Origin of the sequence: Roseateles sp. (assembly GCF_039595295.1) — a bacterium.
In the GTDB taxonomy this organism is placed as follows: Bacteria; Pseudomonadota; Gammaproteobacteria; order Burkholderiales; family Burkholderiaceae_C; genus Roseateles.
Genome location: NZ_JBCNLU010000025.1, coordinates 38783 through 63480 on the forward strand (window position 1 = coordinate 38783; position 24698 = coordinate 63480).

24 protein-coding genes are annotated in these 24698 nt (G+C 68.2%); 19 read left to right on the forward strand and 5 right to left on the reverse strand.

What is annotated here, in order from left to right; translation table 11 throughout:
* Positions 1 to 121 precede the first annotated feature (121 nt).
* Entirely contained in the window at positions 122 to 421 is a 300-nt protein-coding gene (locus ABDW59_RS17335) for a hypothetical protein (RefSeq protein WP_343631315.1), read from the forward strand.
* Positions 418 to 714 (forward strand): type II toxin-antitoxin system RelE/ParE family toxin, encoded by a 297-nt coding sequence (locus tag ABDW59_RS17340; RefSeq protein ID WP_343631317.1) that lies wholly within the window; start codon positions 418 to 420, stop codon positions 712 to 714. Before ABDW59_RS17335 ends, ABDW59_RS17340 begins: the two co-directional genes overlap by 4 nt.
* Positions 715 to 717: 3 nt before the next feature.
* Here the strand turns inward: ABDW59_RS17340 and ABDW59_RS17345 are convergent, their stop codons facing one another.
* Positions 718 to 1266: an NUDIX hydrolase gene (locus ABDW59_RS17345; RefSeq protein WP_343631319.1), complete on the reverse strand. Its 549-nt coding sequence runs from the start codon at positions 1264 to 1266 to the stop codon at positions 718 to 720.
* A 42-nt stretch (positions 1267 to 1308) separates the two neighbouring features.
* Between ABDW59_RS17345 and maiA the strand changes: the two genes are divergently transcribed.
* Both maiA and pgeF read left to right on the forward strand, forming a co-directional pair.
* Positions 1309 to 1947 carry a maleylacetoacetate isomerase gene (maiA, locus tag ABDW59_RS17350; protein WP_343631378.1) on the forward strand — a complete coding sequence of 213 codons (639 nt, stop codon included), beginning with the start codon at positions 1309 to 1311 and terminating at the stop codon, positions 1945 to 1947.
* Entirely contained in the window at positions 1937 to 2755 is an 819-nt protein-coding gene (pgeF, locus tag ABDW59_RS17355) for a peptidoglycan editing factor PgeF (RefSeq protein ID WP_343631322.1), read from the forward strand. Before maiA ends, pgeF begins: the two co-directional genes overlap by 11 nt.
* On the opposite strand, the gene ABDW59_RS17360 is transcribed toward pgeF, so the two are convergent.
* Positions 2675 to 3004 (reverse strand): hypothetical protein, encoded by a 330-nt coding sequence (locus ABDW59_RS17360; protein ID WP_343631324.1) that lies wholly within the window; start codon positions 3002 to 3004, stop codon positions 2675 to 2677. The genes pgeF and ABDW59_RS17360 overlap by 81 nt on opposite strands.
* Before the next feature lie 171 nt (positions 3005 to 3175).
* Here ABDW59_RS17360 and phaC point away from each other — a divergent pair, with 171 nt between their 5' ends.
* The 3 genes from phaC to phbB all read left to right on the forward strand — a co-directional run bounded on the left by phaC (position 3176) and on the right by phbB (position 7030).
* Complete coding sequence (gene phaC / locus ABDW59_RS17365) at positions 3176 to 4873, forward strand: class I poly(R)-hydroxyalkanoic acid synthase (RefSeq protein WP_343631326.1); 1698 nt, start codon at positions 3176 to 3178, stop codon at positions 4871 to 4873.
* Between the two features lie 127 nt (positions 4874 to 5000).
* A complete protein-coding gene (locus ABDW59_RS17370; protein ID WP_343631328.1) occupies positions 5001 to 6188 on the forward strand; it encodes an acetyl-CoA C-acetyltransferase in 1188 nt (395 codons plus the stop codon).
* 104 nt (positions 6189 to 6292) lie between these two features.
* Positions 6293 to 7030, forward strand: a complete 738-nt coding sequence (phbB, locus tag ABDW59_RS17375) for an acetoacetyl-CoA reductase (RefSeq protein ID WP_343631330.1) — start codon at positions 6293 to 6295, stop codon at positions 7028 to 7030.
* Between the two features lie 85 nt (positions 7031 to 7115).
* Here phbB and ABDW59_RS17380 read toward each other — a convergent pair whose 3' ends face one another.
* Positions 7116 to 7919, reverse strand: coding sequence for an IclR family transcriptional regulator C-terminal domain-containing protein (locus ABDW59_RS17380; protein WP_343631332.1), 804 nt, complete (start codon positions 7917 to 7919; stop codon positions 7116 to 7118).
* Positions 7920 to 7993: 74 nt separating this feature from the next.
* Between ABDW59_RS17380 and ABDW59_RS17385 the strand changes: the two genes are divergently transcribed.
* The 10 genes from ABDW59_RS17385 (at position 7994) to ntrC (ending at position 19030) form a co-directional block, all read left to right on the forward strand.
* Positions 7994 to 8809, forward strand: a complete 816-nt coding sequence (locus ABDW59_RS17385; protein ID WP_343631334.1) for a TIGR00266 family protein — start codon at positions 7994 to 7996, stop codon at positions 8807 to 8809.
* A gap of 288 nt (positions 8810 to 9097) precedes the next feature.
* On the forward strand, positions 9098 to 10126 hold the full coding sequence (locus tag ABDW59_RS17390) for a YncE family protein (protein ID WP_343631336.1): 1029 nt from the start codon (positions 9098 to 9100) through the stop codon (positions 10124 to 10126).
* Between the two features lie 110 nt (positions 10127 to 10236).
* Entirely contained in the window at positions 10237 to 11052 is an 816-nt protein-coding gene (locus tag ABDW59_RS17395; protein WP_343631380.1) for a polysaccharide deacetylase family protein, read from the forward strand.
* Positions 11053 to 11102: 50 nt separating this feature from the next.
* Positions 11103 to 12155, forward strand: coding sequence for a sterol desaturase family protein (locus ABDW59_RS17400; protein ID WP_343631338.1), 1053 nt, complete (start codon positions 11103 to 11105; stop codon positions 12153 to 12155).
* Positions 12155 to 13054: an EI24 domain-containing protein gene (locus ABDW59_RS17405; protein ID WP_343631340.1), complete on the forward strand. Its 900-nt coding sequence runs from the start codon at positions 12155 to 12157 to the stop codon at positions 13052 to 13054. Before ABDW59_RS17400 ends, ABDW59_RS17405 begins: the two co-directional genes overlap by 1 nt.
* A 13-nt stretch (positions 13055 to 13067) precedes the next feature.
* Complete coding sequence (locus tag ABDW59_RS17410) at positions 13068 to 13865, forward strand: molybdopterin-binding protein (RefSeq protein ID WP_343631342.1); 798 nt, start codon at positions 13068 to 13070, stop codon at positions 13863 to 13865.
* 242 nt (positions 13866 to 14107) lie between these two features.
* Positions 14108 to 15526, forward strand: coding sequence for a type I glutamate--ammonia ligase (gene glnA / locus ABDW59_RS17415; RefSeq protein ID WP_343631344.1), 1419 nt, complete (start codon positions 14108 to 14110; stop codon positions 15524 to 15526).
* A gap of 270 nt (positions 15527 to 15796) precedes the next feature.
* The gene (locus ABDW59_RS17420; protein ID WP_343631345.1) at positions 15797 to 16330 is read left to right on the forward strand and encodes a hypothetical protein; all 534 of its coding nucleotides are present in this window, start codon (positions 15797 to 15799) and stop codon (positions 16328 to 16330) included.
* Between the two features lie 72 nt (positions 16331 to 16402).
* Entirely contained in the window at positions 16403 to 17497 is a 1095-nt protein-coding gene (glnL, locus tag ABDW59_RS17425; RefSeq protein ID WP_343631347.1) for a nitrogen regulation protein NR(II), read from the forward strand.
* Positions 17498 to 17539: 42 nt separating this feature from the next.
* Complete coding sequence (gene ntrC / locus ABDW59_RS17430; protein ID WP_343631349.1) at positions 17540 to 19030, forward strand: nitrogen regulation protein NR(I); 1491 nt, start codon at positions 17540 to 17542, stop codon at positions 19028 to 19030.
* 119 nt (positions 19031 to 19149) lie between these two features.
* On the opposite strand, the gene ABDW59_RS17435 is transcribed toward ntrC, so the two are convergent.
* Positions 19150 to 20178 carry an MBL fold metallo-hydrolase gene (locus ABDW59_RS17435; RefSeq protein ID WP_343631351.1) on the reverse strand — a complete coding sequence of 343 codons (1029 nt, stop codon included), beginning with the start codon at positions 20176 to 20178 and terminating at the stop codon, positions 19150 to 19152.
* Between the two features lie 225 nt (positions 20179 to 20403).
* On the opposite strand from ABDW59_RS17435, the gene def reads away from it, so the two are divergent.
* Positions 20404 to 20940 (forward strand): peptide deformylase, encoded by a 537-nt coding sequence (def, locus tag ABDW59_RS17440; protein ID WP_343631353.1) that lies wholly within the window; start codon positions 20404 to 20406, stop codon positions 20938 to 20940.
* Positions 20941 to 21088: 148 nt separating this feature from the next.
* A complete protein-coding gene (locus tag ABDW59_RS17445) occupies positions 21089 to 23176 on the forward strand; it encodes a DUF6600 domain-containing protein (protein WP_343631355.1) in 2088 nt (695 codons plus the stop codon).
* 140 nt (positions 23177 to 23316) lie between these two features.
* On the opposite strand, the gene fahA is transcribed toward ABDW59_RS17445, so the two are convergent.
* The gene (gene fahA / locus ABDW59_RS17450; protein WP_343631357.1) at positions 23317 to 24639 is read right to left on the reverse strand and encodes a fumarylacetoacetase; all 1323 of its coding nucleotides are present in this window, start codon (positions 24637 to 24639) and stop codon (positions 23317 to 23319) included.
* Positions 24640 to 24698: the final 59 nt, after the last annotated feature.

Consider the following 24698-nt stretch of genomic DNA (forward strand, 5'->3'; position numbering starts at 1 on the left):
CGCGATCGCCACGCAACAGTCGCGCTTGCATTGCGACCCCGGCTTCTCAGAATCCGCACCTTCTCTTTTCGAAGAATGAGCAGGTGCACAAATGGTCGCCCTATTCGAAACCGATCACTTCATGGCCCGAACCGACCTCCACGTCCAGATCGATGAGCGCATCAAGGTGCGCATGGAGGCGCTCGCCCGGCGTCTGCAGGTGGATGTGAACGAGTTGATCGAGCACTTGGTCCAGCGCTGGGTCGTGCGCACCGATCCGGACGAGCCCAACGTGACTCGTCACGAGGCGGAAATGGAGCGCCACGAGGACAACGCGGTGAAGGCCGCGCTGCGTGGGGATGTCGTGCCTCGCTCAGAGGTGGACGAAGCGTTTGATCGTATGCGGGCGGAGGCCCGTCGGCAGCAGGGGCTCGACGAGTGAAGATCGACTGGACCCGCGAAGCCTGGGCCCCGTTCGAGCATCAACACCGCTACATCGCTGAACGCAGCGCACGCGCTGCGGAACCGTTGATTGATGACGTGACTCATGCCGAGTCGCTGATTGCTCGGAATCCGGAGTTCGGCAGGCCCGTGAGCCCCCGCGTGCGGGAGTGGGGCATCGGCAGGGAAAAACGCTACGTGCTGCGCTACGTCGTCGAGGTGCTGGTCGTCAGCATCATCGGTTTCTGGCATACCGCGCAGATGCGTCCGCCATTGGAGGAAATGGAGGCCTGACCCTCAGCCGATATCCGCCGTATGCAGCGGATATCCCTCGCCCCGGCGGCGGTCCTCGAAGAAGCGCAGCAGCGTGTCGCGGACCGTGTGGAAGGCGATCTCGTCCCAGGGGATCTCGTGCTCGTGGAAGAGCCGGGCCTCCAGCGTCTCGGGGCCGGGATCGACATGCGGGCTCAGCAGCTTGGCGCGGTAGAACAGGTGGACCTGGCCCACGCGTACCACGTTCATGACGCAGTAGAGGTTCTGCAGCTCGATCTCGGCGCCGGCTTCCTCTTGCGTCTCGCGCGCAGCGCCCTCGGCGAGGGTCTCGCCCAGCTCCATGAAGCCCGCCGGCAAGGTCCACTTGCCCAGCCGCGGCTCGATCGCCCGCTTGCACAGCAGCACCTGCTCCCCGTACACCGGCAGCGTGCCGACGACGTTCAGCGGATTCTCGTAATGGATGGCGCCGCAGACCGTGCAGGTCGCGCGCTCGCGGTTGTCGTCGGCCGGGACGCGGTACTCGGTCGGGCCGCCGCAAGTGGGGCAGTGCTGGAATCGCCGCGCTTGAAACATGGGGCGCAGTGTAGCGGCCCTCGCATGGCATCATCGCCGGCCATGGAGCTCTACAACTACTTCCGCTCGTCCGCCTCGTACCGCGTGCGCATCGCGCTGGCGATCAAGGGCCTGGACTACGACTACAAGTCGGTCCACCTCGCCAAGAACGAACAGTTCAACGAGTCCTACGCCGCGGTGTCCGCCGCGCGTCTGGTGCCGCTGCTCAAGGACGGCGACGCGATCATCACGCAGTCGATGGCCATCATCGAATACCTGGACGAGCTCCATCCCGAGCCCAGCCTGCTGCCCGGCGACGCGCTGTGCCGCGCCTACATCCGCGCGCTGTCCCAGGACATCGCCTGCGAGATCCACCCCATCAACAACCTGCGCGTGCTGCGCTACCTGGTCAAGGACCTGGGCGTGTCCGAGGACGACAAGACCCGCTGGTACCAGCACTGGGTCGAGAGCGGTCTGTCGGTGGTCGAGCACCGCCTCCAGGCCGAGGGTCGCGCCGGCCGTTTCTGCTTCGGCGACACGCCGACCATGGCGGACTGCCTGCTCGTCCCGCAGGTCTTCAATGCGCAGCGCTTCAACTGCCGGCTGGACCACGTGCCCACGATCATGCGTATCCACGAGCACTGCATGACCCTGGACGCCTTCAGCAAGACGCAAGCGAGCGCTTGTCCCGATGCCGAGTGAGCCGACGCGGCTCGCGCCGCATCCGGACTGGCTGCGGCCCGATTGGCGTGAGGGGGACGTCGAGGCCTTCATGACGACACGCGCCGGCGGCGTCAGCGGTGCGGATCTCCCGGAGCGGGCCGGACTGACCAGTCTGAATCTGGGGCGATCCGTTGGCGACGATCCCGCCCATGTGATCGAGAACCGGCTGCGCGTCGCCGCGGCGATCGGCGGCGCGCCGGTGTTTCTCAAGCAGGTGCACGGGACGACGGTGCTTCGGCTGCGGCCCGGGCATGCGCATCCCGATGCCGACCCCGAGCCCGCCGACGCCAGCATCAGCACGGATCCGGCGCTGGCCTGCGCCGTGATGGTGGCGGACTGCCTGCCGGTGCTGTTCGCGGGGCCCGGCGTGGTCGGCGCGGCGCATGCGGGCTGGCGGGGACTTTCGGGGGGCGTGCTTGAAAGCACCGTCGCGGCGATGTCCGAGGCCGTCGATTGCGCGCCGTCCCGCATCCGTGCCTGGATGGGCGCCTGCATCGGGCCGGAGCAATTCGAGGTCGGCGCGGATGTGCTCGCCGCCTTCGGCGCGGAGCCGCTGCATCGCGATCAGCCGCTGTTCCGCTTCCAACCCAACGAGCAGGGCGAGCCGCGCTGGCGGGCCGATCTCTACGGCCTGGCGCGGCAGCGGCTCGCGGCCACGGGGATCGCCGACGTGAGCGGCGGCGGCTGGTGCACGCTCGGCGCGCCCTCACGCTTCTTTTCGTTCCGTCACGAGCGCGTCGACGGACTGCGCAGCGGCCGCATGGCCGCCGTCATCCGGCTGCGCTGAGATCGGCGCGGAAGCCGGCGCCGAAGTGCTTGCCGCTTCGGCGGCCGTCTCGGCTTCAAGCGCCTCGGCGCGGCGTCGCGCCTTGCGACGCATCGGCGTGCCCATCAGGTACATCACGATGGCCAGCGGCACCACGCCGTACAGGACGAAGGTCATCAGCGCGCCCAGCACCGAGCCCTGCGTGCTGAAGGCCTCGGCGAGCGCCATCATCAGCACCACATACATCCAGGCGATCGCGACGAGCAGCATGTCCGGTCAAAAAGAGAGTGAGCCCACGAATCGCCGGGACACCGCGACGGTATCGTCACGCGGAGGTAAGCTGATCGGGCTACAAAAGCGCCTGAGCATGTGCGATGCCGATGCGGCGATCCGCGCATCGTCTGTGGCAAGCTTCTTGCTCGGATCCGTCAGAGGAGACCCATGAGCGTAGACAACCAGTTCGCCGAACAGGCGGCGCGAGCGGCCAGCAGCCTCGCGCAAGGATTCGGTGATGCCTTCAAGCAACTGCAGGCGCTGCAGATCCAGCCGGAGGCCTGGACGCAGCTGCAGTCGGACTACCTGCGTCAGGCCGGCGAGCTGTGGAACGGCGCGCTCGGCGATCAGTCGGGCGAGCATGCCCCGGCCGCGCCGCTGAAGGATCGCCGCTTCTCTTCGCCGTCCTGGAACGAGAACCGCCTGTCTCACTTCACCGCGCAGCTCTACCTGCTCAACGCACGGACCCTGCAGCGCATGGCCGAGCAGGTGCAGGGCGACGACAAGACCCGCGCGCGGGTCCGCTTCGCGGTGCAGCAATTCGTCGATGCGGCGTCCCCCAGCAATTTCCTCGCGCTCAATCCGGAGGCGCAGCGTCTGGCGCTGGACACGCAGGGCGAGAGCATCGCCCGCGGCGTGCAGCTCTTGATGGCGGACGTGCGGCGCGGCCACGTGTCGCAGACCGACGAGTCGGCCTTCGAGGTCGGTCGCAACGTCGCGACCACCGAGGGGCACGTGGTCTTCGAGAACGAGCTCTTCCAGCTGCTCGAGTACAAGCCGCTCACCGCGAAGGTGCATGCGCGGCCGCTGCTGATGGTGCCGCCCTGCATCAACAAGTACTACATCCTCGATCTGCAGCCGGAGAACTCGCTGATCCGCCACGCCGTCGCGCAGGGCCACCGCACCTTCGTGGTGAGTTGGCGCAATCCTGACGCCGAATGCGTGCACTGGACTTGGGACGACTACATCGGCCGCGCCGCGATCAAGGCCATCGAGGTCGTGCGCGAGATCGCCGGCACCGAGACCATCAACACGCTCGGCTTCTGCGTCGGCGGGACCATCTTGGCGACCGCGCTGGCGGTGCTGGCCGCGCGCGGCGAGCAGCCCGCCGAGAGCATCACGCTGCTGACCACGCTGATCGACTTCAGCAACAACGGGGTGCTGGATCTCTTCGTCGACGAGTCCTCGGTGCGAATGCGCGAGATGACGCTGGGCGAGCAGGCCGTCAACGGCCCCGGCCTGCTGCACGGCCAGGAACTGGCCACGACCTTCAGCTTCCTGCGGCCCAACGACCTGGTGTGGAACTACGTCGTCGGCAACTATCTGAAGGGCGAGGCGCCGCCCGCCTTCGACCTGCTGTACTGGAACGGCGACGCGACCAACCTACCGGGCCCGATGTATTGCTGGTATCTGCGCCACACCTATCTTCAGAACGAGCTGCGCATCCCCGGCCGCCTCACCGTCTGCGGCGAGGCGATCGACCTGGGCGCCATCCAGGCCCCGGTCTATCTGTACGGCTCGCGCGAGGACCACATCGTCCCCTGGGACGCGGCCTATCGCAGCACACAGATCTTCAAGGGCAAGAAGCGCTTCGTGCTGGGCGCGTCCGGCCACATCGCCGGCGTGATCAATCCGCCCGAGAAGAAGAAGCGCAGTCACTGGATCGGCAAGGGCAGCGCGCTGCCGGCCGACGAGCGCCAATGGCTGGCCGAGGCGACCGAGCACCCCGGCAGCTGGTGGACCGATTGGGACAAGTGGTTGGCCGGCCACGCGGGACCGCAGAAGGCGGCACCGCGCACGCCGGGCAACCGCACGTACCAGGCGATCGAGCCGGCGCCGGGGCGCTACGTCAAGCAACGCGCCTGAAGCGCGAACCAAGGCGCACCGGCGAATCGATCTCCGCATTCATCCCCGACGACTTCCATCCCGAAGACTTCATTCCAGAAGCATTCGTCCCCGCTGTATTCAGCAGAACCGGAACCAGGAGCGAGACATGACTTCATCTCAGGACATCGTCATCGTTGCCGCGGCGCGCACGCCGATCGGCAAGTTCGGCGGCAGCTTGGCCAAGACGCCCGCGAGCGAGCTCGGCGCCACCGTGATCCAGGAGCTGCTGCGCCGCAGCGGCCTGCAGGGCGACCAGATCAACGAGGTCATCCTCGGCCAGGTGCTGACCGCGGGCGTGGGCCAGAACCCGGCGCGTCAGGCCGTCATCAAGGCGGGCCTGCCCGTGACCGTGCCGGCGATGACCATCAACAAGGTCTGCGGCTCCGGCCTGAAGGCCGTGATGCTGGCGGCGCAGGCGATCCGCGACGGCGATTCCGACATCATCATCGCCGGCGGCCAGGAGAGCATGAGCCTGGCACCGCACGTGCTCCCGGGCTCGCGCGACGGTCAGCGCATGGGCGACTGGAAGCTGGTGGACACGATGATCGTGGACGGCCTGTGGGACGTCTACAACCAGTACCACATGGGCATCACCGCCGAGAACGTGGCCAAGGAGTACCACGTCAGCCGCGCCCAGCAGGACGAGCTCGCGCTGGCCAGCCAGCAGAAGGCCGCCGCCGCGCAGGACGCGGGCCGCTTCACCGCGGAGATCGTGCCCGTCACCCTCCCGCAGAAGAAGGGTGATCCGATCGTCTTCTCCACGGACGAGTTCATCAATCGCAAGAGCACGGCCGAGGCGCTGGCGGGTCTGAAGCCGGCCTTCGACAAGGCCGGATCGGTGACCGCGGGCAATGCCTCGGGCCTGAACGACGGTGCGGCCGGCCTGGTGCTGATGAGCGACGCCAAGGCCAAGGCGCTGGGCTTGACGCCGCTGGCGCGCATCGCGTCCTACGCGAGCGCCGGCGTCGATCCCAAGACCATGGGCATGGGCCCGGTGCCCGCGTCCAGGAAGGCGCTGGCGCGCGCCGGCTGGCACGCCAAGGATCTGGATCTGCTCGAGATCAACGAGGCCTTCGCCGCGCAGGCCTGCGCGGTGCATCAGGAGATGGGCTGGGACCTGAGCAAGGTCAACGTCAACGGCGGCGCGATCGCGCTGGGCCATCCGATCGGCGCCTCCGGCGCCCGTATCCTGGTCACGCTGCTGCACGAGATGATCAAGCGCGACGCCAAGAAGGGCATCGCCAGCTTGTGCATCGGCGGCGGCATGGGCGTGGCGCTCTGCGTCGAGCGTTGATCGGCTCGCGCCGCATCGATTTCCAACGCGTCGGTTCCGTTCTTACATGAGGCACCCCTCCCGCGGACGCGGCGGCCCGGGGTGTCGTTCAGGAGGCAAGCAAGATGAGTCAGAAAGTTGCATACGTCACCGGCGGCATGGGGGGCATCGGCACCGCCATCTGCCAGCGCCTCCACAAGGAAGGCTTCAAGGTCATCGCCGGTTGCGGCCCCAGCCGCGACCATGCGAAATGGCTGGCCGAGCAGTCCGCTCTGGGCTATTCGTTCCATGCCTCGGTCGGCAACGTGGCGGACTGGGACTCCACCGTCGCCGCCTTCGACAAGGCGATCGCGGAGCACGGCAAGATCGACGTCCTGGTCAACAACGCCGGCGTGACCAAGGACCGCATGTTCCTGAAAATGACCCGCGACGAGTGGGACACCGTCATCGACACCAACCTGAACAGCATGTTCAACGTGACCAAGCAGGTCGTGCCGGGGATGGTCGACAAGGGCTGGGGCCGGATCATCAACATCTCGTCGGTCAACGGCGAGAAAGGGCAGGCGGGGCAGACCAACTACTCCGCGGCCAAGGCCGGCATGCACGGCTTCACGATGGCGTTGGCGCAGGAGCTGGCGTCCAAGGGCATCACGGTGAACACGGTGAGCCCGGGCTATATCGGGACGGACATGGTCAAGGCGGTGCGGCCTGACGTGCTCGAGAAGATCGTGGCGCAGATCCCGGTGAAGCGCCTGGGTGAGCCGGGTGAGATCGCGTCCGTGATCGCCTGGCTGGCGGGGCCGGACTCCGGGTTCACCACCGGCGCGGACTTCAGCTGCAACGGCGGGCTGCACATGGGGTGAGGGCGTCGTCGCGCCTGGCTCGCAAAGAAAAGGGCTGCCCGTGGCAGCCCTTGTCCGTGCCGGGGTGCGCTTCACCCCTCGATCTTCACCCCTTGATCTGCAGCAGGCGCGACAGACTCTGCGCCGTCTCCTGCAGCCTGGGCAGCCCCTGCTCGACGAGCAGGTGCGGCGAGGTCCGGTTCGCATGCGTGCTCAGGTTGATCGCCGCGACCACCTTCCCATCGCGTCCGGTGATCGGCGCCGCGACCGACACCACGCCGTCCTCCAGTTCCTGGTCCACCAGCGCCCAGTGCTGGCGACGCGCCTGCTCCACTTGCGCGCGCAGATCGTCGCGACTGCGCACGGTGCGATGGGTGTAGGGGATCAGCTCGGCCTGCTCGATCAGCTTGTCGCGCTCCTCGACCGGCATCGACGCGAGCAGCACGCGCCCCATCGCCGTGCTCCACGCGGGCAGCCGGCTGCCGATGCCCAGCGTCGCGTTCATCACCTTGCGCACGGGGACCCGCACGACGAAGACGATGTCGCCGCCGTCCATCACCGAGATCGAACTCGACTCCTTCAGGTCGTTCGAGAGTTGCAGTACCAGCGGTTCGGCGAATTGCCACAGCGGTTGCGAGGAGATGTAGGCGAAGCCCAGATCCAGGATCTTGGGGGTGAGCTCGAAGAGCCGGCCCTCGGCGCGCACGTAGCCCAGCGTCTGGAGCGTGAGCAGGATGCGCCGGGCGCCGGCGCGGGTGAGGCCGCAGCGGCGCGCGACCTCGGTCAAGGTCTGCCGGGGGGCGTCCGCGCCGAAGGCCCGGATCACCGAAAGACCCCGGGCAAAGGACTGCACGTAGCTGTCGCCGGGCTTCAAAGTTGTTGCGCTTTCGTCAGGAGACATGGGCGTCATGACCGCAGTATAGAAAGGGCGCGAAACGGTAATATCGCGCCCCATTCGTTGAGATGTGACAGAGGGTGATCACCATGGCCATGGACGTTGTCGACTTTGAAATCAAGGGTGCCGAGATGCAGTTCGTGGAGGTCGAACTCGACCCCGGCGAAGCTGCGATCGGTGAAGCCGGCAGCATGATGTTCATGGATGCCGGCATCGGCATGGACACGGTGTTCGGCGACGGGTCCGCCAATCAAGGCGGGTTCTTCGGGAAACTGCTCGGGGCAGGCAAGCGGCTGGTGACCGGGGAATCGCTGTTCACCACGATCTATACCAACCAGAGTCATACGAAATTGCGGGTCGCTTTCGCGGCGCCGTATCCGGGGAAGATCCTGCCCATGGATCTGGGCAAGCTGGGGGGCACCTTGATCTGCCAGAAGGATGCGTTCCTGTGCGCGGCCCGCGGCGTGTCGCTGGGCATCGCGCTCCAGCAGCGCCTGTCGACCGGCTTCTTCGGTGGCGAAGGGTTCATCATGCAGAAGCTCGATGGTGATGGGCTGGCCTTCGTGCATGCGGGGGGTACCGTGGTTCGTCGTACGCTCCAGCCCGGGCAGACCCTGCTGGTGGATACCGGCTGCGTGGTGGCCTACACCCCATCGGTGAGTTTTGAGATCCAGTACGTGGGCAAGATCAAGACCGCCCTGTTCGGCGGCGAGGGTCTGTTCCTGGCCAAGATGACCGGACCGGGCGAGGTCTGGCTGCAGAGCCTGCCGTTCTCGCGTCTGGCGTCGCGTGTGTTCGCGGCGGCGCCGCAGCGCGGCGGCTCGCGCGAAGAGGGTTCGCTCCTGGGCGGCTTCGGGGCTGCGGGCCTGTTGGGCGGCATCCTCGGCGGCGACAACGACGAGTGATCCGGCGCTTCTGAAAAGCGTGCGACGCGGGCCTCGAGCCCGCGTCGTCGCGTTCGTGATGCGCGTCCTTGCGGCAACGCTGGCGGCAAGTCTGGGTGGCCCGTTCCGAAAAGCTCAAGACTTGTGCCCGCAGCGACGCAGTCCCGCATCAGGGCGAGCTTCCCGCCGCTGTTTCAGCCGGGACTCAGGGACAACCCGCCTACACTCCAGGGCTGCGCGAGGCTCGCCCGACCCGACGCGCGATCCGCGTCTCACGCGCGCCCCTGTCTCCGAGGACCCGAGGACTTCATGCTGTTCCGTCTTGCGCGGCCGATCGCCGCTGCCCTGGCCCTGTCGCTTCCCCTTGCCGAGTCGCTGACACCGTCGCTCGCCACCGCCAACACCGGCAACGGCGCGACCAGCCCGATCTTCGTGTTGAACTCGCTGGACGCCGACATCAGCGTCATCAGCCCCAAGGACTTCCGCGAGATCAAGCGCATCCCGACCGGCAAGGAGCCGCATCACCTGTATCTGACGCCCGATCGCAAGACCATGATCGTGGCCAACGCGCTGGGCGATTCGCTGACTTTCCTGGACCCGGTGACGGCCGAGGTCCAGCGGACGGTGCGCGGCATTCCGGACCCGTACCACCTGCGCTTCTCGCCCGACATGAAGTGGCTGGTGCTGGCCGGCAACCGGCTGGATCACGTCGACATCTACAAGTGGCAGCCGCAGAACGCGGCGCAGCCGATGGCGCTGTTCAAGCGCTTCTCCGCGCCCAAGACGCCCAGCCATCTGTCCATCGACAGCAAGAGCAGCGTCGTCTACGCCAGCCTGCAGGACAGCAGCGAGCTGCTGGCCATCGACCTGAACACGATGGCGCCGCGCTGGAAGATTCCGGTGGGCAAGCTGCCCGCGGATCTGTACCTCACTCCGGACGACAAGCACCTGCTGGTCGCACTGACCGGTGAGCGCAGCGTCGAGGTCTACGACGTCACCGGCCCGCAACCCAAACTGGTCAAGAAGCTGGAGACCGGCGACGGCGCGCACTCGTTCCGCGCGCTGGGCGACAAGAAGCATGTGCTGGTGAGCAACCGCGCGGCCAACACCATCAGCAAGATCTCGCTGGCGGACTTCAGCGTGGTGGACACGCTGAAGGCGCCCGGCGGACCGGACGACATGGAGATCCTGCCCGACGGCCGCACGCTGATGTTCACCTCGCGCTGGGCGCGCAAGCTCACGGTGATGGACCTGCAGACCAAGCAGATCCTCACGCAGGTCAAGGTCGGCAAGTCGCCGCACGGCGTCTGGACGCTGGACCAGATGCCGCGCCAGTGAGCCGCGTGTCCGTCCGCGTCGCCTGATTCGACCTGTCGATCCGAACTGAAAGCAGTCTCGTGAAGATCCCGTCTCTCCCGCGGCGTGGGCTGACGCTGGTGCTCGGGCTGATGCTCGGCCCGGCCGTCACGCTGCCCGGTTTCGCTCAGCCCGAGGCGCCCAAGCCCGCCTGCGACAAGCCGGTCTATCTGAGCTTCGACACCGGCCACATGGGCGTGGCGCCGTTGATCGTCGACACGCTCAAGCGCTACGACGCGAAGGCCACGTTCTTCCTCGCGCAGGAGCCGACGCTGGACGGCGGCCAGACGCTGGACGACAAGTGGGCCCCGTGGTGGAAGGCGCTGGCGGAGCAGGGCCATGATTTCGGCTCGCATACCTGGTATCACGATGCATGGTCGGCGGATCTGCCGGATGGCCGCTTCCGTTTCCGACGCGCCGCCGGCGAGCAGCTGCCGCAGACCGTGGTGCTGAGCGCCGCCGAGTACTGCGAGGAGCTCAAGCGTCCCGCGCAGCGCTTTCTGGAAATGACCGGCAAGCCGATGTCGATGATCTTCCGCGCGCCGGCGGGCCGCACGTCGCCGGCGCTGCTGGCGGCGGCGCAAGCCTGCGGCTTCAAGCACGTCGGCTGGAGCCCGTCCGGCTTCCTCGGCGACGAGCTGCCCAGCGACAAGTTCCCGAACCAGGCGCTGCTGGAGCAGGCGCTGCGGCGCATCAAGCCGGGCGACATCCTGATGGCGCATCTGGGCATCTGGTCGCGCCAGGATCCCTGGGCGCCGGCGGTGCTGGAGCCGCTGCTGCAGGGATTGAAATCGCGGGGCATGTGCTTCGCGCCCTTGCGCGATCATCCGGAGTACGCCGCGTGGATGCGCAAGCCCGCCGAGGCGCTGGCGCTGAAGGCCGGCAAGGACGCGCCCAAGCCGCGTTGAGGCCGGCGTCGAAGCAGTAGCAGTATTGAGGCAGGAGGACAGGAGCCGTGATGGACTGGTTCACCGATCTGTTCGGTCAAGCGCAGCAGGCGCTCTTCGAGAGCGTCGTCCAGCCGATCGTCTTCAACCTGGGCTACGGCAACCTGCTGGAGGACGCGTTCGACGCGACCGGCTGGCTGCTGGTCGGGCTGCTGCAGATCGTCGTCATGCTGGCGGTGATCGGCGCGCTGCAACGCTGGCGTCCGGCTGAGGCCGTGACCGATCGCCGCGCGATCCGCGTCGACATCCTCTACACGCTGATCCAGCGCCTGGGCCTGTTCCGGCTGGCGATGTTCTTCTCGCTCGAACCGCTGGCCGACAGTCTGGTGAGCGAGATGCGGATGCAGGGCATCCCGACGTTCCAGCTCGACGCGATCTGGCCCGGGGTGACCGACCAGGCTTGGCTCAGCTTCATCGTCTATCTGCTGGCTTTCGATCTGCTGCAGTACTGGCTGCATCGCGCGCAGCACTCGTGGAACTGGTGGTGGTCGCTGCACTCGCTGCATCACAGCCAGCGCCAGATGACGATGTGGAGCGACAGCCGCAATCACTTGCTCGACGACATCCTCATCGACGGCGCGGTGGTGCTGGTGGCGCGGTTGATCGGCGTCGGACCGGGGCAGTTCGTCGCGCTGACGGCGATCTCGCAGTTGCTGGAGAACCTGCAGCACGCCAACCTGCGCGTCAGTTTCGGCCTGATCGGCGAGCGCCTGCTGGTGAGCCCGCGCTTCCATCGCCTGCACCACTCGATCGGCATCGGCCATGAGGGCTTCGGCCGCGGCACGCTGGGCGGTCACAACTTCGCGGTGCTGTTCCCGGTGTGGGACGTCATCTTCCGGACCTCGAATTTCGAGGACCGCTGGGATCCCACCGGCGTGCGCGATCAGCTGCCGGAGGAGGGCGGACGTGATTACGGCAGCGGCTACTGGTCTCAGCAATGGCTGGGGCTGAAACGGCTGTTCGGACGTGACAAGATCGCGCCCGCGCACGGCGGTGGCGATACGCCCGCTGGTGGCGCGTCCATCGATATCACGGGCCGGGCGCCGGCGGGAGGAAACGACTGATGATCAAGCCGATGAGCCGCATCGCCGACTCGTTCTGGCGGGCGGCCGCCTACTGCCTGCATCCGCGGGTGATCGGCCTGTCGCTGTTGCCGCTGATCGTGTCGGCGGCGCTGGCTTTCGGCCTGGGCTATTTCTTCTGGGAAGCGGCCGTGGCCGGCGTGCGCGCGACCATGGAATCCTGGAGCCTGGTCGACGGCCTGCTCAAGTGGCTGGATTCGCTGGGCGCGGCGTCTTTCCGCACCGTGCTTGCGCCCATGATCGTGCTGGCGATGGCCGTACCCGCGCTGGTCGTGCTGAGCCTGCTGCTGGTGGCGCTGCTGATGACGCCGTCGATGGTCGATCTGGTGGGGCAGCGGCGCTTTCCCGGGCTCGAGCGCAAGCACGGCGGCGGCTTCGTCGCCAGCCTGAGCTGGTCGCTCGGGCACACGCTGGTCGCGGTGGTCGCACTGATCGCGTCGCTGCCGTTCTGGCTGATCCCGCCGCTGGCGCTGATCCTGCCGCCGTTGATCTGGGGCTGGCTCGGCTATCGCGTGTTCACCTTCGACGTGCTGGCCGAGCACGCTTCCGGGCCCGAACGTCGCCGGCTCATCAATGAGCACCGCCTGCCCCTGATGCTGCTGGGCCTGGCGACCGGCTACCTGGGCGCGGCTCCGGCCGCGATCTGGGCGCTGGGCGCGCTGACGATCGCGTTCGCTCCTGTGCTGATCCTGGTGTCGGTGTGGCTGTACACGCTGGTCTTCGCCTTCAGCTCGCTGTGGTTCGCGCATTACGCGCTGGCCGCGCTGCAGGAGATGCGCCGCGCCGACACGGTCGTGGCGAGCGAGCCCGACCCGGTGATGGACGCGCTGCCCGCCAACTACGCGACGCAGCCGCCCGTCCTTCCTCCTCCTTCCGTCTGATCGAGCACCCCGCATGAATATCGGCCTCTTCATCATCGGCGACGAGATCCTGTCCGGTAAGCGCCAGGACAAGCACCTGGCCAAGGTGATCGAGTTGCTCGGCGCGCGCGGCCTGTCGCTGTCCTGGGCCAAGTACCTGGGCGATGACCGCGAGCAGCTGATCCGCGAGTACGCCGCCGCGTTCGCCGGCGGCGATCTGTTCTTCAGCTGCGGCGGCATCGGCGCGACGCCCGACGATCACACCCGCCAGGCCGCGGCCGCCGCGCTGGGCCGGCCGTTGGAGCTCCACCCCGAGGCCGCCGAGCTGATCTGGCAACGCGTGCAGCAGATGGCGGCGGAGCAGGGCAGCACCCCCGAACGCGATCATCCCGACACGCTGCGGCGTCTGGAGATGGGCGTGTTCCCGCAGGGCGCGGCCATCATTCCCAATCCGTACAACAAGATCCCCGGCTTCTCCATCGACGGCCGCGCGCACTTCGTCCCGGGCTTCCCGGTGATGGCGCATCCGATGATCGAGTGGGCGCTGGACCACCTGCACGCCGATCTGCATCAGGCGGTCGTCACGCGCGAGCGCTCGCTGATCGTGCAGGGCGCGATGGAGGCCTCGCTCACCCCGCTGATGGAGCGCATCGAGCAGGACTTCCCCGGCATCAAGGTGTTCTCGCTGCCCAGCGTCGACCATCCGCAATGGGGTCGTCACATCGAGCTGGGCGTCAAGGGCGAGGCGGCCTCGCTGGACGCGGCCTATACGACCCTGCGCGAGGGCGTCGTCCAATTTGGTGCCAACATCAGCACCGAAATGGTGCGATGATGCACCGCTTCGGGATGCGGGCGTCTGGCGCTCGCTTCCAGGGCCGATTCGAGGTGGACACGACGGCAGCAGCGCCCCCGCGTGGCGCGTTGGGCATCAAGGGCTTGCGCCCGATGCACCGGTCTGGCGCCTGCTCTTTCACCGCACTTTCATTTGTTGGCATGCAAACTGCTAATTCACGGCGTGCCTGGGCCTGAGCCCGACGACTCTTTCTTTCTCATCCAGCCCCCTAGGAGTGATTGATGGCCACCAAGACCGTCGCCGACGTGATGAACCTGGTGAAGGAGCATGAAGTCAAGTTCGTTGACTTCCGCTTCACCGATACGCGCGGCAAAGAACAGCACGTGACCGTGCCCGTCTCCGCCTTCGACGAGGACAAGTTCCAGTCGGGCCATGCCTTCGACGGCTCCTCGATCGCCGGCTGGAAGGGCATCGAAGCCTCCGACATGCTGCTGATGCCGGACCCGAACACGGCCAACATCGACCCCTTCTTCGAAGAGCCGACCCTGATCCTGTCCTGCGACGTGGTGGATCCGGCCGACGGCAAGGCCTACGAGCGCGATCCGCGCTCCCTGGCCAAGCGCGCCGAGGCCTACCTGAAGGCCTCCGGCCTGGGCGACACCGCCTACTTCGGCCCGGAGCCCGAGTTCTTCATCTTTGACAGCGTGCGCTGGGGCAATGAAATGTCCGGCTCGTTCTTCAAGATCGAATCGGAAGAAGGCGCCTGGAATTCGTCCAAGGAATACGAGCACGGCAACAGCGGCTACCGTCCCACCGTCAAGGGTGGCTACTTCCCGGTGCCCCCGGTCGACAGCGGCCAGGACATGCGCTCGGAGATGTGCCTGATCCTGGAACAGATGGGCATCCCGGTCGAAGTGCATCACCACGAAGTGGCGAACGCCGGTCAGATGGAAATCGGCACGAAGTTCAGCTCGCTGGTCGAGCGCGCCGACTGGACGCAGCTGCAGAAGTACATCATCCAGAACGTCGCCCATGCCTACGGCAAGACCGCGACCTTCATGCCCAAGCCGCTGGTCGGCGACAACGGCTCCGGCATGCACGTGCACCAGTCCGTGTGGAAGGACGGCAAGAACCTCTTCGCCGGCGACGGCTATGCCGGTCTGAGCGAATTCGCGCTGTACTACATCGGCGGCATCATCAAGCACGCCCGCGCGCTGAATGCGATCACCAACCCCGGCACCAACTCCTACAAGCGTCTGGTGCCCGGCTTCGAAGCCCCGGTGAAGCTGGCCTACTCGGCCAAGAACCGCTCGGCCTCGATCCGCATCCCGTACGTGGCCAACCCCAAGGGCCGCCGCGTCGAAGCGCGTTTCCCGGACCCCAGCGCCAACCCCTACCTGTGCTTCGCCGCGCTGCTGATGGCCGGCCTGGACGGCGTCGAGAACAAGATCCATCCGGGCGAAGCCGCCACGAAGGACCTGTACCACCTGCCGCCGGAAGAAGACGCGAAGATCCCGACCGTCTGCCACTCGCTGGATCAGGCGCTGGAGTATCTGGACAAGGACCGTGCCTTCCTGACCAAGGGCGGCGTGTTCACCGACAGCTACATCGACGCCTACATCGAGCTGAAGATGCAGGAAGTGACCCGCTTCCGCATGGCCACGCATCCGGTCGAATTCGACATGTACTACTCGCTGTGATCGCGAGCGCGGAGAGCGCCATGTCCGCACCGGCACGGCCCGCTCCGCGAATCGCCTCGCACGCGCAGGGACGGCTTCGGCCGTCCCTTTTCGTTGGCGGTCCGGCATCGCGTGACCTCGGGGTGCTCGCAGCGCCCGCAGCGCTCGTCGCGCCCGTAGCGCACGGGGGGAACGTCTGGCGACAAGCCCTGTCCCTGGCAGCGGTCCCACCCGGGTCGCCTTGCGTCACAATCAGCGCCGACTCTGGTCAGTTGGAAACAGGGATAGCCGATGACGCTGCGGATGAAACGGGTGGGAGATGCGAGAGGCGCGAAAGCCTGGCGGCTGCTGGCGTTGACGGCCGCGTGCGTGGCCGGCTCGGCGTCGGCGCAGGCCGTGGTGTATCGCTGCCCGGGGCCACCCGTGCTCTACACCGACGCGCTGTCTCCGAAAGAGGCCGCCGACAAGGGCTGCCGCAGCATCGAGGGCACGCCGATCTCGGTGATCGCCCCGACCAAGCCGCGCCCGCCGGCGGTGTCGGGCTCCGGCACGGGACCTTCCAGTGCTGACCTGCGCATCGACCCCAAGGACCAGCGGGCGCGCGACAGCGATCGCCGCCTCGTGCTCGAGAACGAATTGCGCGACGCCGAGGCCCGGCTGGCCAAGCTCCAGCAGGAGTTCAACAACGGCCAGCCCGAGCGCCGCGGCGACGAGCGCAACTACCAGAAGTACCTGGACCGCGTCACCGAGCTCAAGGCCGGTGTCGCGCGCCAGGAAAGCGACGTTCAGGCCATCAAGCGCGAGCTCGCCAAGCTGCCGCCCTGACCCCCACGTCCGCGATGGCGGACCTCGGTGTCAGGCGCGCGCTGCCGGCGCTCGCGACGAAGGCGACACCGAATGAATCCGAAGTCCCTACCGAACGACACGCCCTACGGCTGCTTCGACCTGCTCGCCACGCTGGTGGCGGTGGTGCGGCCCGACGGCATCTGCGAATTCGCCAACACCGCCGTCGAGACGCTGTTCAACCTGCCGCGCCGCGCGGTGCAGGGCAGCAATCTGCTGGAATGGTTCATCGACACCGGCCGCCTGATCGAGGCGCTGGAGGGCGTGAGCCGCAATGCGTTCTCGAGCTCGCGCTTCGACGCGGTGATCCGGCGCGGGCCGCGCACGCATGACGATCTGCTGCCGGTGCATGTCATCGTCAGCCAGACCGAGGACCCGGAGCGCCTGGTCATCGAGCTGATCGAGAACGCGCAGCAGACGCGCCAGGACCGCGAGGAGCGCAACCTCGACCAGGTTCATGCGACGAAAGAGCTGACCCGCAACCTCGCCCACGAGATCAAGAACCCGCTGGGCGGCATCCGCGGCGCGGCGCAGCTGCTGGCGCTGGAGCTGCAGCCCACGGCGCTGTGGTCCGAGCTCGAGGAGTACACCGAGGTCATCATCCACGAGGCCGACCGGCTGCAGTCGCTGGTGGACCGCCTGCTGGCGCCGTATCGGCGCGCGCAGGTGGTGGGCGACGTCAACATCCACGAGATCTGCGAGCGGGTGCGCTCGCTGGTGCTGGTGCAGTTCCCGCGCGGGCTGACGATCCAGCGCGATTACGACATCTCGCTCCCGGACTTCCGCGGCGATCGCGAGCAGCTGATCCAGGCGGTGCTGAACATCGTTCAGAACGCGGCACATGCGCTGCGCGAGCGCATCGCGCAGGGCGACGGGCTCATCGTGCTGAGGACGCGGGTGGCTCGGCAGGTGACGATCGGCAAGCAGCGCTGGCGCTTGGCATTGGAATTGCATATCGAAGACAACGGCCCGGGCGTGCCCGAGGAGATCAAGGACCGCATCTTCTTTCCATTGGTATCGGGAACGGATGGGGGCTCTGGTCTCGGGCTGACGCTGGCGCAGACGATCGCCCAACAGCACCAGGGCATGATCGATTGCGACAGCCAGCCGGGTCGGACCGATTTCCGAATCACCCTGCCTTTGCCCTGAGCCGCGACCACAAGTCGACAACGGGGAAAAGGGGAGCCTTAGATGAAGTCGATCTGGATTGTTGACGACGACCATTCGATCCGTTTTGTTCTGGAGAAGGCGCTGACGCGCGAAGGGCTGCCGGTGCGCAGCTTCAGCCAGACGCGCGAGGTGCTCGCGGCCCTGGAGGACGACACGCCGCAGGTGCTGGTGTCGGACATCCGCATGCCGGGCGGCACGGGCCTGGAGCTGCTGAGCACGGTCAAGAAGCAGTTGCCGGATCTGCCGGTGATCATCATGACGGCGTACTCGGACCTGGACAGCGCGGTGAGCGCCTTCCAGGGGGGCGCCTTCGAATACCTGCCCAAGCCCTTCGACCTGCCGCGCGCGGTGGAGCTGATCCGGCGGGCGCAGGAGGAGAGCCAGCGCGAGACCGTGGGCGAGGCCGAGAAGGTCGAGATGCCCGAGATGCTGGGCCAGGCGCCGGCGATGCAGGACGTGTTCCGCGCGATCGGCCGTCTGAGTCAGAGCCACGTGACGGTGCTGATCACCGGCGAGTCGGGTTCGGGCAAGGAGCTGGTGGCGCGCGCGCTGCACAAGCACAGTCCGCGGGCCGAGGGGCCCTTCGTTGCGATCAACACGGCGGCGATCCCCAAGGACCTGCTGGAGTCGGAGCTCTTCGGCCATGAGCGCGGCGCCTTCACCGGCGCGCAGGCGACGCGGCGCGGCCGCTTCGAGCAGGCCGAGGGCGGCACGCTGTTCCTGGACGAGATCGGCGACATGCCGCTGGACCTGCAGACGCGTTTGCTGCGCGTGCTGTCGGACGGCCAGTTCTATCGCGTCGGCGGGCACAGCCCGCAGAAAGCGAATGTACGGGTGGTCGCGGCGACGCACCAGAACCTGGAGACGCTGGTCAAGGAAGGGCGCTTCCGGGAGGACTTGTTCCATCGCCTGAACGTGATCCGTCTGCGCCTGCCGCCGCTGCGCGAGCGCCGCGAGGATGTGCCCCTGCTGGCGCGCTACTTCCTGCAGCGCAGCGCCAATGAGCTGGGTGTCGAGCCCAAGCGCCTGTCGGAAGCGGCGCTGCAGCGTCTGGTGAACTTCGATTTCCCGGGCAACGTGCGGCAGTTGGAGAACATCTGCCATTGGCTGAGCGTGATGGCGCCCAGCCTGGTTGTCGAGGCCAAGGACCTGCCGCAGGAGTTGCTGGCCGCGCCGGCGACGCAGCCCGCGGGCAACGCGGCGCCCATGGATGTCGTGCCCTCGGCGAGCGGGCTGACCAGCCTGCCGGCGATGCCCGCGATGCCGATGGGCGGCGTGACGCTGCCGCCGTCGCCCGACGCGTGGGTGGCCGAGATGGCGCGGGAGGCTAGACGCCTGCTCGCGGCCGGCGAGCCCAACGTGTGGGACGTGCTGACGCGGCGCTTCGAGGCCAGTCTGATCCTGACCGCGCTGGACCTGACGCGCGGCCGCCGCATTGAGGCCGCGCAGAAGCTCGGCATCGGACGAAACACGATCACGCGGAAGATTCAGGAGTTGAATCTGGACGCTTGACCGTCATGAGGTCATCGCCCGCAAGTGCGATGGCGACGAAGCAAAACGGCGGCCTGGTGCCGCCGTTGTCGTTTCCCGACATCTGTCGGCGCTCGGCGATGAATGCCATGGATCCGGTGTCAGGTCTTGCCCTTGGCCACCTTGTCCAACCACACCTCCAACCCCTGCGCATTCAGCTCCACGTCCATCGCGAGCAGCGCGGCGATGCGCGTCGGCGGCATCTGGTCGCCGAGGTGGTCCTTCACCCGTCGCTGGTAGAGCGCCAGCAGCTCCCGCTTCATCGCGGCGTGGCGATCCGGCGCGTCCTTCAGGCGCGTGGCGATCTCGACCATGTCGTCGATCTGCGCGACCAGCAGCGCGGCCAGGCGCTCGACATCCGCCTCGTCGCGGCCGATGCGGCTGTAGTGCGTCACGTACATGCGCGTCGGGCGCGCCGCCATCATGCGTGCGATGGACGCCTTCAGCACCTCGGGTTCGAACTGCACCGGCGTGCTCGTCGGCATGATCCAGGCGCCGCGCTCCGCATCGTCGAACTCGCGGTAGGACAGGCCGAAGGTGTCGCCAGTGAACCAGCCCCGGCTGGCCTCGTCCCACACGCAGTGGTGATGCCGCGCATGGCCCGGCGTGTCGATCAGGCGCAGCGCGCGGCCTCCCACCTGGATGCGCTGCTCGTCGTGGCTCTCCTGGGCGCGCGACTCGGGCACGCCGACCAGCTCCCCGTAGGAGCGCTTCATCTCCTCGTCCCCGTAGACCGCGGACGCGCCCAGCCACAAGGCTTTCGGATCGAGCATGTGCCGCAGGCCGCGCGGATGCACCAGCATCGTCGCGGTGGGCAGCTCGCGCATCAGCGTGCCGACGCCGCCGGCATGGTCCAGGTGCACATGTGTGGGGATGACCCAGTCCACCGCGTCGCGCGCGATGCCCAGCGCCTCCAGCGCCCCCAGCAAGCGCGGCAGCGCGAGCCGCGTGCCAGTGTCGATGAAGGCGGCGCGGCCGTTGTCCACGACCAGGAAGGCCGCGTCGAAGTGATCGCGCTGGAAAGCCGTGTCGATCGCGTACACGCCGTGATCGAGCGGCTCCAGGTAGTCGGGCAGGGCGGTCGTCACGGGCGTGGCGTCGGCGGCGTTGGTGGCGGCGGGGCGGGTCATCGCGGGTCTCCGTTCTCGCGTGGGCGCGCGGCAGGCGCGCGGGGCTATGCCGGCGACGCGGCCCTTCGGGCTGCTTCGACGACCAGGCTTCTTAGAATGGCCCGGAGATTACGCGATCAGCCCCGAGCCCGCGTCGCCCCCGCGACGGGCCGGGCGCCACTACCGCGACGACCGCCTCCCCCTGTTCACGCATCGCGGCGCACGACCGCCGCCGAGGACCCCGTCATGGCCATCCGCGAGATTCTGAAGATGGGCGATCCGCGCCTGCTGCGCCACGCCCAGCCCGTGACCGAGTTCGGCACGCCCGAGCTGAAGGCGCTGCTCGAGGACATGTTCGACACGATGAAGGCCGCCAACGGCGCCGGGCTGGCCGCGCCGCAGATCGGCGTGGATCTGCAGGTCGTCGTCTTCGGCTTCCAGCGCAACGAGCGCTATCCGGAGGCGCCGCCCGTGCCGATGACGGTGCTCATCAATCCGGTCATCACGCCGCTGTCCGATGCGACCGAGCAGGGCTGGGAGGGGTGTCTGTCGGTGCCGGGTTTGCGGGGCGTGGTGCCGCGGCTCTCGCGCATCCGCTACACCGGGGTGGATGCCGACGGCCAGCCCATCGATCGTGAGGCCGAGGGCTTCCATGCCCGGGTCGTCCAGCACGAGTGCGACCACCTGATCGGCACGCTCTATCCGATGCGCATCAAGGACTTCAGCCGCTTCGGCTTTACCGAAGTGCTGTTCCCCGGGCTCGATCCCGATACGGACGATTGAAGCGCGCGGCGTGCCCTGTACGGGGCGCCGATTGCCCATGCCCGGTGGGCGCTTGACGCGCGCGCAACAGGGCGTCAAGTTGTAAGCATCGGTGCACCGCGCTGTCGTGAAAGCGTTAAGCGGTGATCCCCGTGGAGTCTCCGCTGCCATGAACATCCAATCGTCGATCGGCCTCAACAGCCGCCTTCTCATCCCTCGGACGGCTCGCGCGCTGCTCGCGCTGCTGGTCGCGCTGATGGCGCTGCTGCTGCACGGCGTGGCGATGGCGGACGCGCCGACCCGGGCCGGCCGCATCGCCGAGATCGCCGGCGTGGTCTGGCTCTATGACCCGGACACCCGCGAGTGGGTCGAGATGCACCGCAACCAGACCGTCGGCGAGGGCGACCGCCTGCGCGCCGACGACGGGGGCGGCGCCACGCTGACGGTGGGCTCGTCCACGTTGTGGCTGGACCAGCGCAGCGAGATCGAGTTCAACGCGCTCTCCGACAACCGCATCGCGGTGCAGATCATCAAGGGCTCGGCGGCGCTGCGGCTGCGCAATCAGGAGTCCGCCGACGAGTGGACGCTGCGCACGCTGGAAGGCCGCTTCTCGTTCGAACGCGAGGGGCTGTATCGCGTGTCGCAGCTGGATCGCGGCTCCCAGGCGCAGGCCTGGCAGGGCAAGCTGCGTTTCGACTCGCGCGCGACGGACGCTCAGCCCGTGTGGATGGCGACCAACGAGCAGGCTGAGTTCTGGTGGGACAACGGCCCGCGCACCGAGCGCCAACCGCTGCAGCGCGACGGCTTCGCCCGATTGATCCTGGAAGACACGCGTGACGCGCTGCCGCCGCCGCAGACGGCGGTGGGCTCCAGCCAGCCCTATGTCTCGCCCGAGATGACCGGCGCCGAGGATCTCGCCCAGTACGGCGCCTGGCAGCAGAGCCCCGATTACGGCCCGGTGTGGGTGCCGACCGTGGTCGTCGCCGACTGGGCGCCGTACCGCTACGGCCGCTGGGTCTGGAGTGGCCGCTGGGGCTGGACCTGGGTCGACGACATGCCCTGGGGCTTCGCGCCCTTCCATTACGGCCGCTGGGCCTACTGGCGCGACCGTTGGTGCTGGGTGCCGGGGCCGTATGTGCGGCGGCCGGTGTACTCGCCGGCGATGGTCGGCTGGGTGGGGGGCAACAGCATCAGCATGGCGATCTCGATCGGCAGCGGCCGGCGCCCGCCGCCGCCGCGCTACGGCGCCTGGGTACCGCTGGCCCCGCGCGAGGCCTGGACGCCCCCGTATCACTACAGCCGCGAGTACTACCGCCGCGTGAATCCGGATCCGAACCCGGTCACCGTCGTGCGTCCGGGCGGGCCCAGGCCGATCTATCGGAATGAGCGCGATCATGGGCCGCTGTATACGCAGCGGCCGGTGGTGGGGCCGCTGCCGCCAGCGGCCTTGCAGCCGCAGCGTTCGTGGCCGCCGAGGCCGGGCACGCAGCCGGACGGGCGACCGGATGGTCGGCCCATCGTGGATCGCAACCATGATGGACGGCCGGACAACGTGCCGGGCGGGCGAGGGGAGGGGCGGCCCTTTGTCGATCGGAACAACGATGGTCGGCCGGATGGGCGACCGGAGGTCAGGCCGCCGGAGGGGCGCAATGACGGGCGCAATGACGGTCGTCCCGGCGACGCGATCCGTGGCGTGTTCCGGCCGACGCCGGAGACGCCCGCCACGGCGCCGAACGTGACGCCGCAGCCGAATGTGCCAGCGGCGCCGGCGAATCCGCAGGCGGGCAGAGAGGTGCGCCGTCCGCAGGAGCGGAGTGAGGGTGATCGCGAGGCCTGGCGCGCGGCGCAGGAAGCGCGTGAGCGCGAGCAGGCCGAGCGCGGCAATCACGGTGGACAGGATGGGCGTCGGGGCGATCGGCCAGGGCCGGAGCGTCGTGACGAGCCGGCGCGGGTGGTGCCGCCGCGGTTTGAGCCGCCGCGGGTGGAGCAGCCTCGCGTCGAGCAGCCGCGGTTCGAGCGGCCCGAGCGGGCTCGCCCGGAGCCGCAGCGCGAAGCGCCTCGCTTTGAACCGCCGCGTGCTGTCGAGCAGCCTCGGGTCGAGGTGCCAAGGCCGGCACCTCAGCAGCCGCGCGTCGAGGCGCCGCGGCCGTCGCCGCCGCCTCAGCAGCGGGTGGAGCCGCCGCGGTCGCCCCGCAATGAAGGGCCGGGGCGTGAGGCTCAGGGGCGGGAAGGGCCGGGACGGCAGCAGGAACGCTGAGCGCGTCGTGATCGGCCACATCGCCGTTTCACTCGGTCGCCCTTGCTCCTTCGCCCGCGGGGCGGGAGAGGGGGCAATTCCGCCCTCGAGAGGCGGGAAGCCGAGAGAGTCGCAGCGCCGGACGGGCCGGGGCTAGGCGCTCAAGCGACGGCTGGGAGCACCGTGCCGATGCAGGGGCCGAAGCCGATTGCGCGACGGCCATCCGTCTCGCAGCGGCCAACCAGCGCGACGCTGTCACCATCCTGCAGGAAGGTGCGCTGCTCGCCGTTCGGGAGCGTGATCGGCTGCTTGCCGCCTTGCGTCAGCTCCAGCAGCGAGCCGCCCTGATCCGCCTCGCGGCCGGACATCGTGCCCGAGCCGAAAAGATCGCCCGGCTGCAGATTGCAGCCGTTGCTCGCGTGATGCGTGAGCATCTGCGCCACGGTCCAGTAGGCATCGGCGAACTCCGACGCCATCAGCTTGGCCGGCGCCTCGCCCGCGTCACGCATCGCGCGTGTCTGCAGGTGGACTTCCAGTCGAATGCCGAAAGCCCCGCGCTCGCGGTTGGTCGCGCCGTCCAGGTAGGGCAGCGGTTGCGGGTCGCCCTCGGGCCGGGTGAACGGGCGGCGGAAGGGTGCCAGCGCCTCCATCGTGATCACCCACGGCGACAAGGTCGTCGCGAAGCTCTTGGACAGGAAGGGCCCCAGCGGCTGGTACTCCCAAGCCTGGATGTCGCGCGCCGACCAGTCGTTCAGCAGCACCAGGCCGAACAGGTGCTGCTCCGCATCCGCGATCGCGATCGGCTGACCCTGCGCATTGCCGGGGCCGACCAGCGCGCCGACTTCCAGCTCATAGTCCAGCCGCTTGATCGGGCCGAAGCTCGGCAGCTCCGCATCCGGCGCCTTGGTCTGGCCGACGGGACGGCGGAAGCTCTGGCCGCTCACGCCGATCGAGGACACGCGGCCGTGGTAGCCGATCGGCACCCACTTGTAGTTGGGCAGCAGCGGGTTGTCCGGACGGAACAGCTTGCCCACCGTCGTCGCGTGATGGATGCCGGCGTAGAAGTCGGTGTAGTCCCCGATGCGGCAGGGCAGCGTGAGCTCGACCGACGACAGCGGCACCAGCGCATCCGCCAGCGTCTTCGATGGCGCCGGGCCGGCGTCGGCATTGAGCGCCGCGACCAGCTCATGACGCAGTTGCCGGCGCAGCGCGGGGCCGACGGCCATCAGCGGATTCAGGCCCAGGCCCTCGCAGGTGCGCAGCACCGCGCCCAGCGCGTCGGAGAGCACGCCCAGTTCGGCCGCCGCGATCAGGTCCAGGACCTGATCGCCGATGGCGGTGCCAGGGCGGAAGGCGCCGGTCGAGCCGGCGCGGCGGAACATGCCCAGCGGCAGGTTCTGGATCGGGAAATCGGTCTCCGCGGTGTTGGCGGAGTCCACCCAGCTGCGCAGCGCCGGGTCGTGGGTGTGGTCGAGGTCGGTCATGTCGAAGAGATCGGTGATCGATGTGGGGCGAGTGTCGGGGATGCGCATCCCCTGTGGGA

Excerpts from the sequence above, each read along its gene's own strand:
- ABDW59_RS17335 (WP_343631315.1), top strand. The coding sequence starts at position 122 with ATGGCCCGAACCGACCTCCACGTCCAGATCGATGAGCGCATCAAGGTG.
- ABDW59_RS17345 (WP_343631319.1), bottom strand. The coding sequence starts at position 1,266 with ATGTTTCAAGCGCGGCGATTCCAGCACTGCCCCACTTGCGGCGGCCCG.
- maiA (WP_343631378.1), top strand. The coding sequence starts at position 1,309 with ATGGAGCTCTACAACTACTTCCGCTCGTCCGCCTCGTACCGCGTGCGC.
- pgeF (WP_343631322.1), top strand. The coding sequence starts at position 1,937 with ATGCCGAGTGAGCCGACGCGGCTCGCGCCGCATCCGGACTGGCTGCGG.
- ABDW59_RS17360 (WP_343631324.1), bottom strand. The coding sequence starts at position 3,004 with ATGCTGCTCGTCGCGATCGCCTGGATGTATGTGGTGCTGATGATGGCG.
- phaC (WP_343631326.1), top strand. The coding sequence starts at position 3,176 with ATGAGCGTAGACAACCAGTTCGCCGAACAGGCGGCGCGAGCGGCCAGC.
- ABDW59_RS17370 (WP_343631328.1), top strand. The coding sequence starts at position 5,001 with ATGACTTCATCTCAGGACATCGTCATCGTTGCCGCGGCGCGCACGCCG.
- phbB (WP_343631330.1), top strand. The coding sequence starts at position 6,293 with ATGAGTCAGAAAGTTGCATACGTCACCGGCGGCATGGGGGGCATCGGC.
- ABDW59_RS17380 (WP_343631332.1), bottom strand. The coding sequence starts at position 7,919 with ATGACGCCCATGTCTCCTGACGAAAGCGCAACAACTTTGAAGCCCGGC.
- ABDW59_RS17385 (WP_343631334.1), top strand. The coding sequence starts at position 7,994 with ATGGCCATGGACGTTGTCGACTTTGAAATCAAGGGTGCCGAGATGCAG.
- ABDW59_RS17390 (WP_343631336.1), top strand. The coding sequence starts at position 9,098 with ATGCTGTTCCGTCTTGCGCGGCCGATCGCCGCTGCCCTGGCCCTGTCG.
- ABDW59_RS17395 (WP_343631380.1), top strand. The coding sequence starts at position 10,237 with ATGCTCGGCCCGGCCGTCACGCTGCCCGGTTTCGCTCAGCCCGAGGCG.
- ABDW59_RS17400 (WP_343631338.1), top strand. The coding sequence starts at position 11,103 with ATGGACTGGTTCACCGATCTGTTCGGTCAAGCGCAGCAGGCGCTCTTC.
- ABDW59_RS17405 (WP_343631340.1), top strand. The coding sequence starts at position 12,155 with ATGATCAAGCCGATGAGCCGCATCGCCGACTCGTTCTGGCGGGCGGCC.
- ABDW59_RS17410 (WP_343631342.1), top strand. The coding sequence starts at position 13,068 with ATGAATATCGGCCTCTTCATCATCGGCGACGAGATCCTGTCCGGTAAG.
- glnA (WP_343631344.1), top strand. The coding sequence starts at position 14,108 with ATGGCCACCAAGACCGTCGCCGACGTGATGAACCTGGTGAAGGAGCAT.
- ABDW59_RS17420 (WP_343631345.1), top strand. The coding sequence starts at position 15,797 with ATGACGCTGCGGATGAAACGGGTGGGAGATGCGAGAGGCGCGAAAGCC.
- glnL (WP_343631347.1), top strand. The coding sequence starts at position 16,403 with ATGAATCCGAAGTCCCTACCGAACGACACGCCCTACGGCTGCTTCGAC.
- ntrC (WP_343631349.1), top strand. The coding sequence starts at position 17,540 with ATGAAGTCGATCTGGATTGTTGACGACGACCATTCGATCCGTTTTGTT.
- ABDW59_RS17435 (WP_343631351.1), bottom strand. The coding sequence starts at position 20,178 with ATGACCCGCCCCGCCGCCACCAACGCCGCCGACGCCACGCCCGTGACG.
- def (WP_343631353.1), top strand. The coding sequence starts at position 20,404 with ATGGCCATCCGCGAGATTCTGAAGATGGGCGATCCGCGCCTGCTGCGC.
- ABDW59_RS17445 (WP_343631355.1), top strand. The coding sequence starts at position 21,089 with ATGAACATCCAATCGTCGATCGGCCTCAACAGCCGCCTTCTCATCCCT.
- fahA (WP_343631357.1), bottom strand. The coding sequence starts at position 24,639 with ATGACCGACCTCGACCACACCCACGACCCGGCGCTGCGCAGCTGGGTG.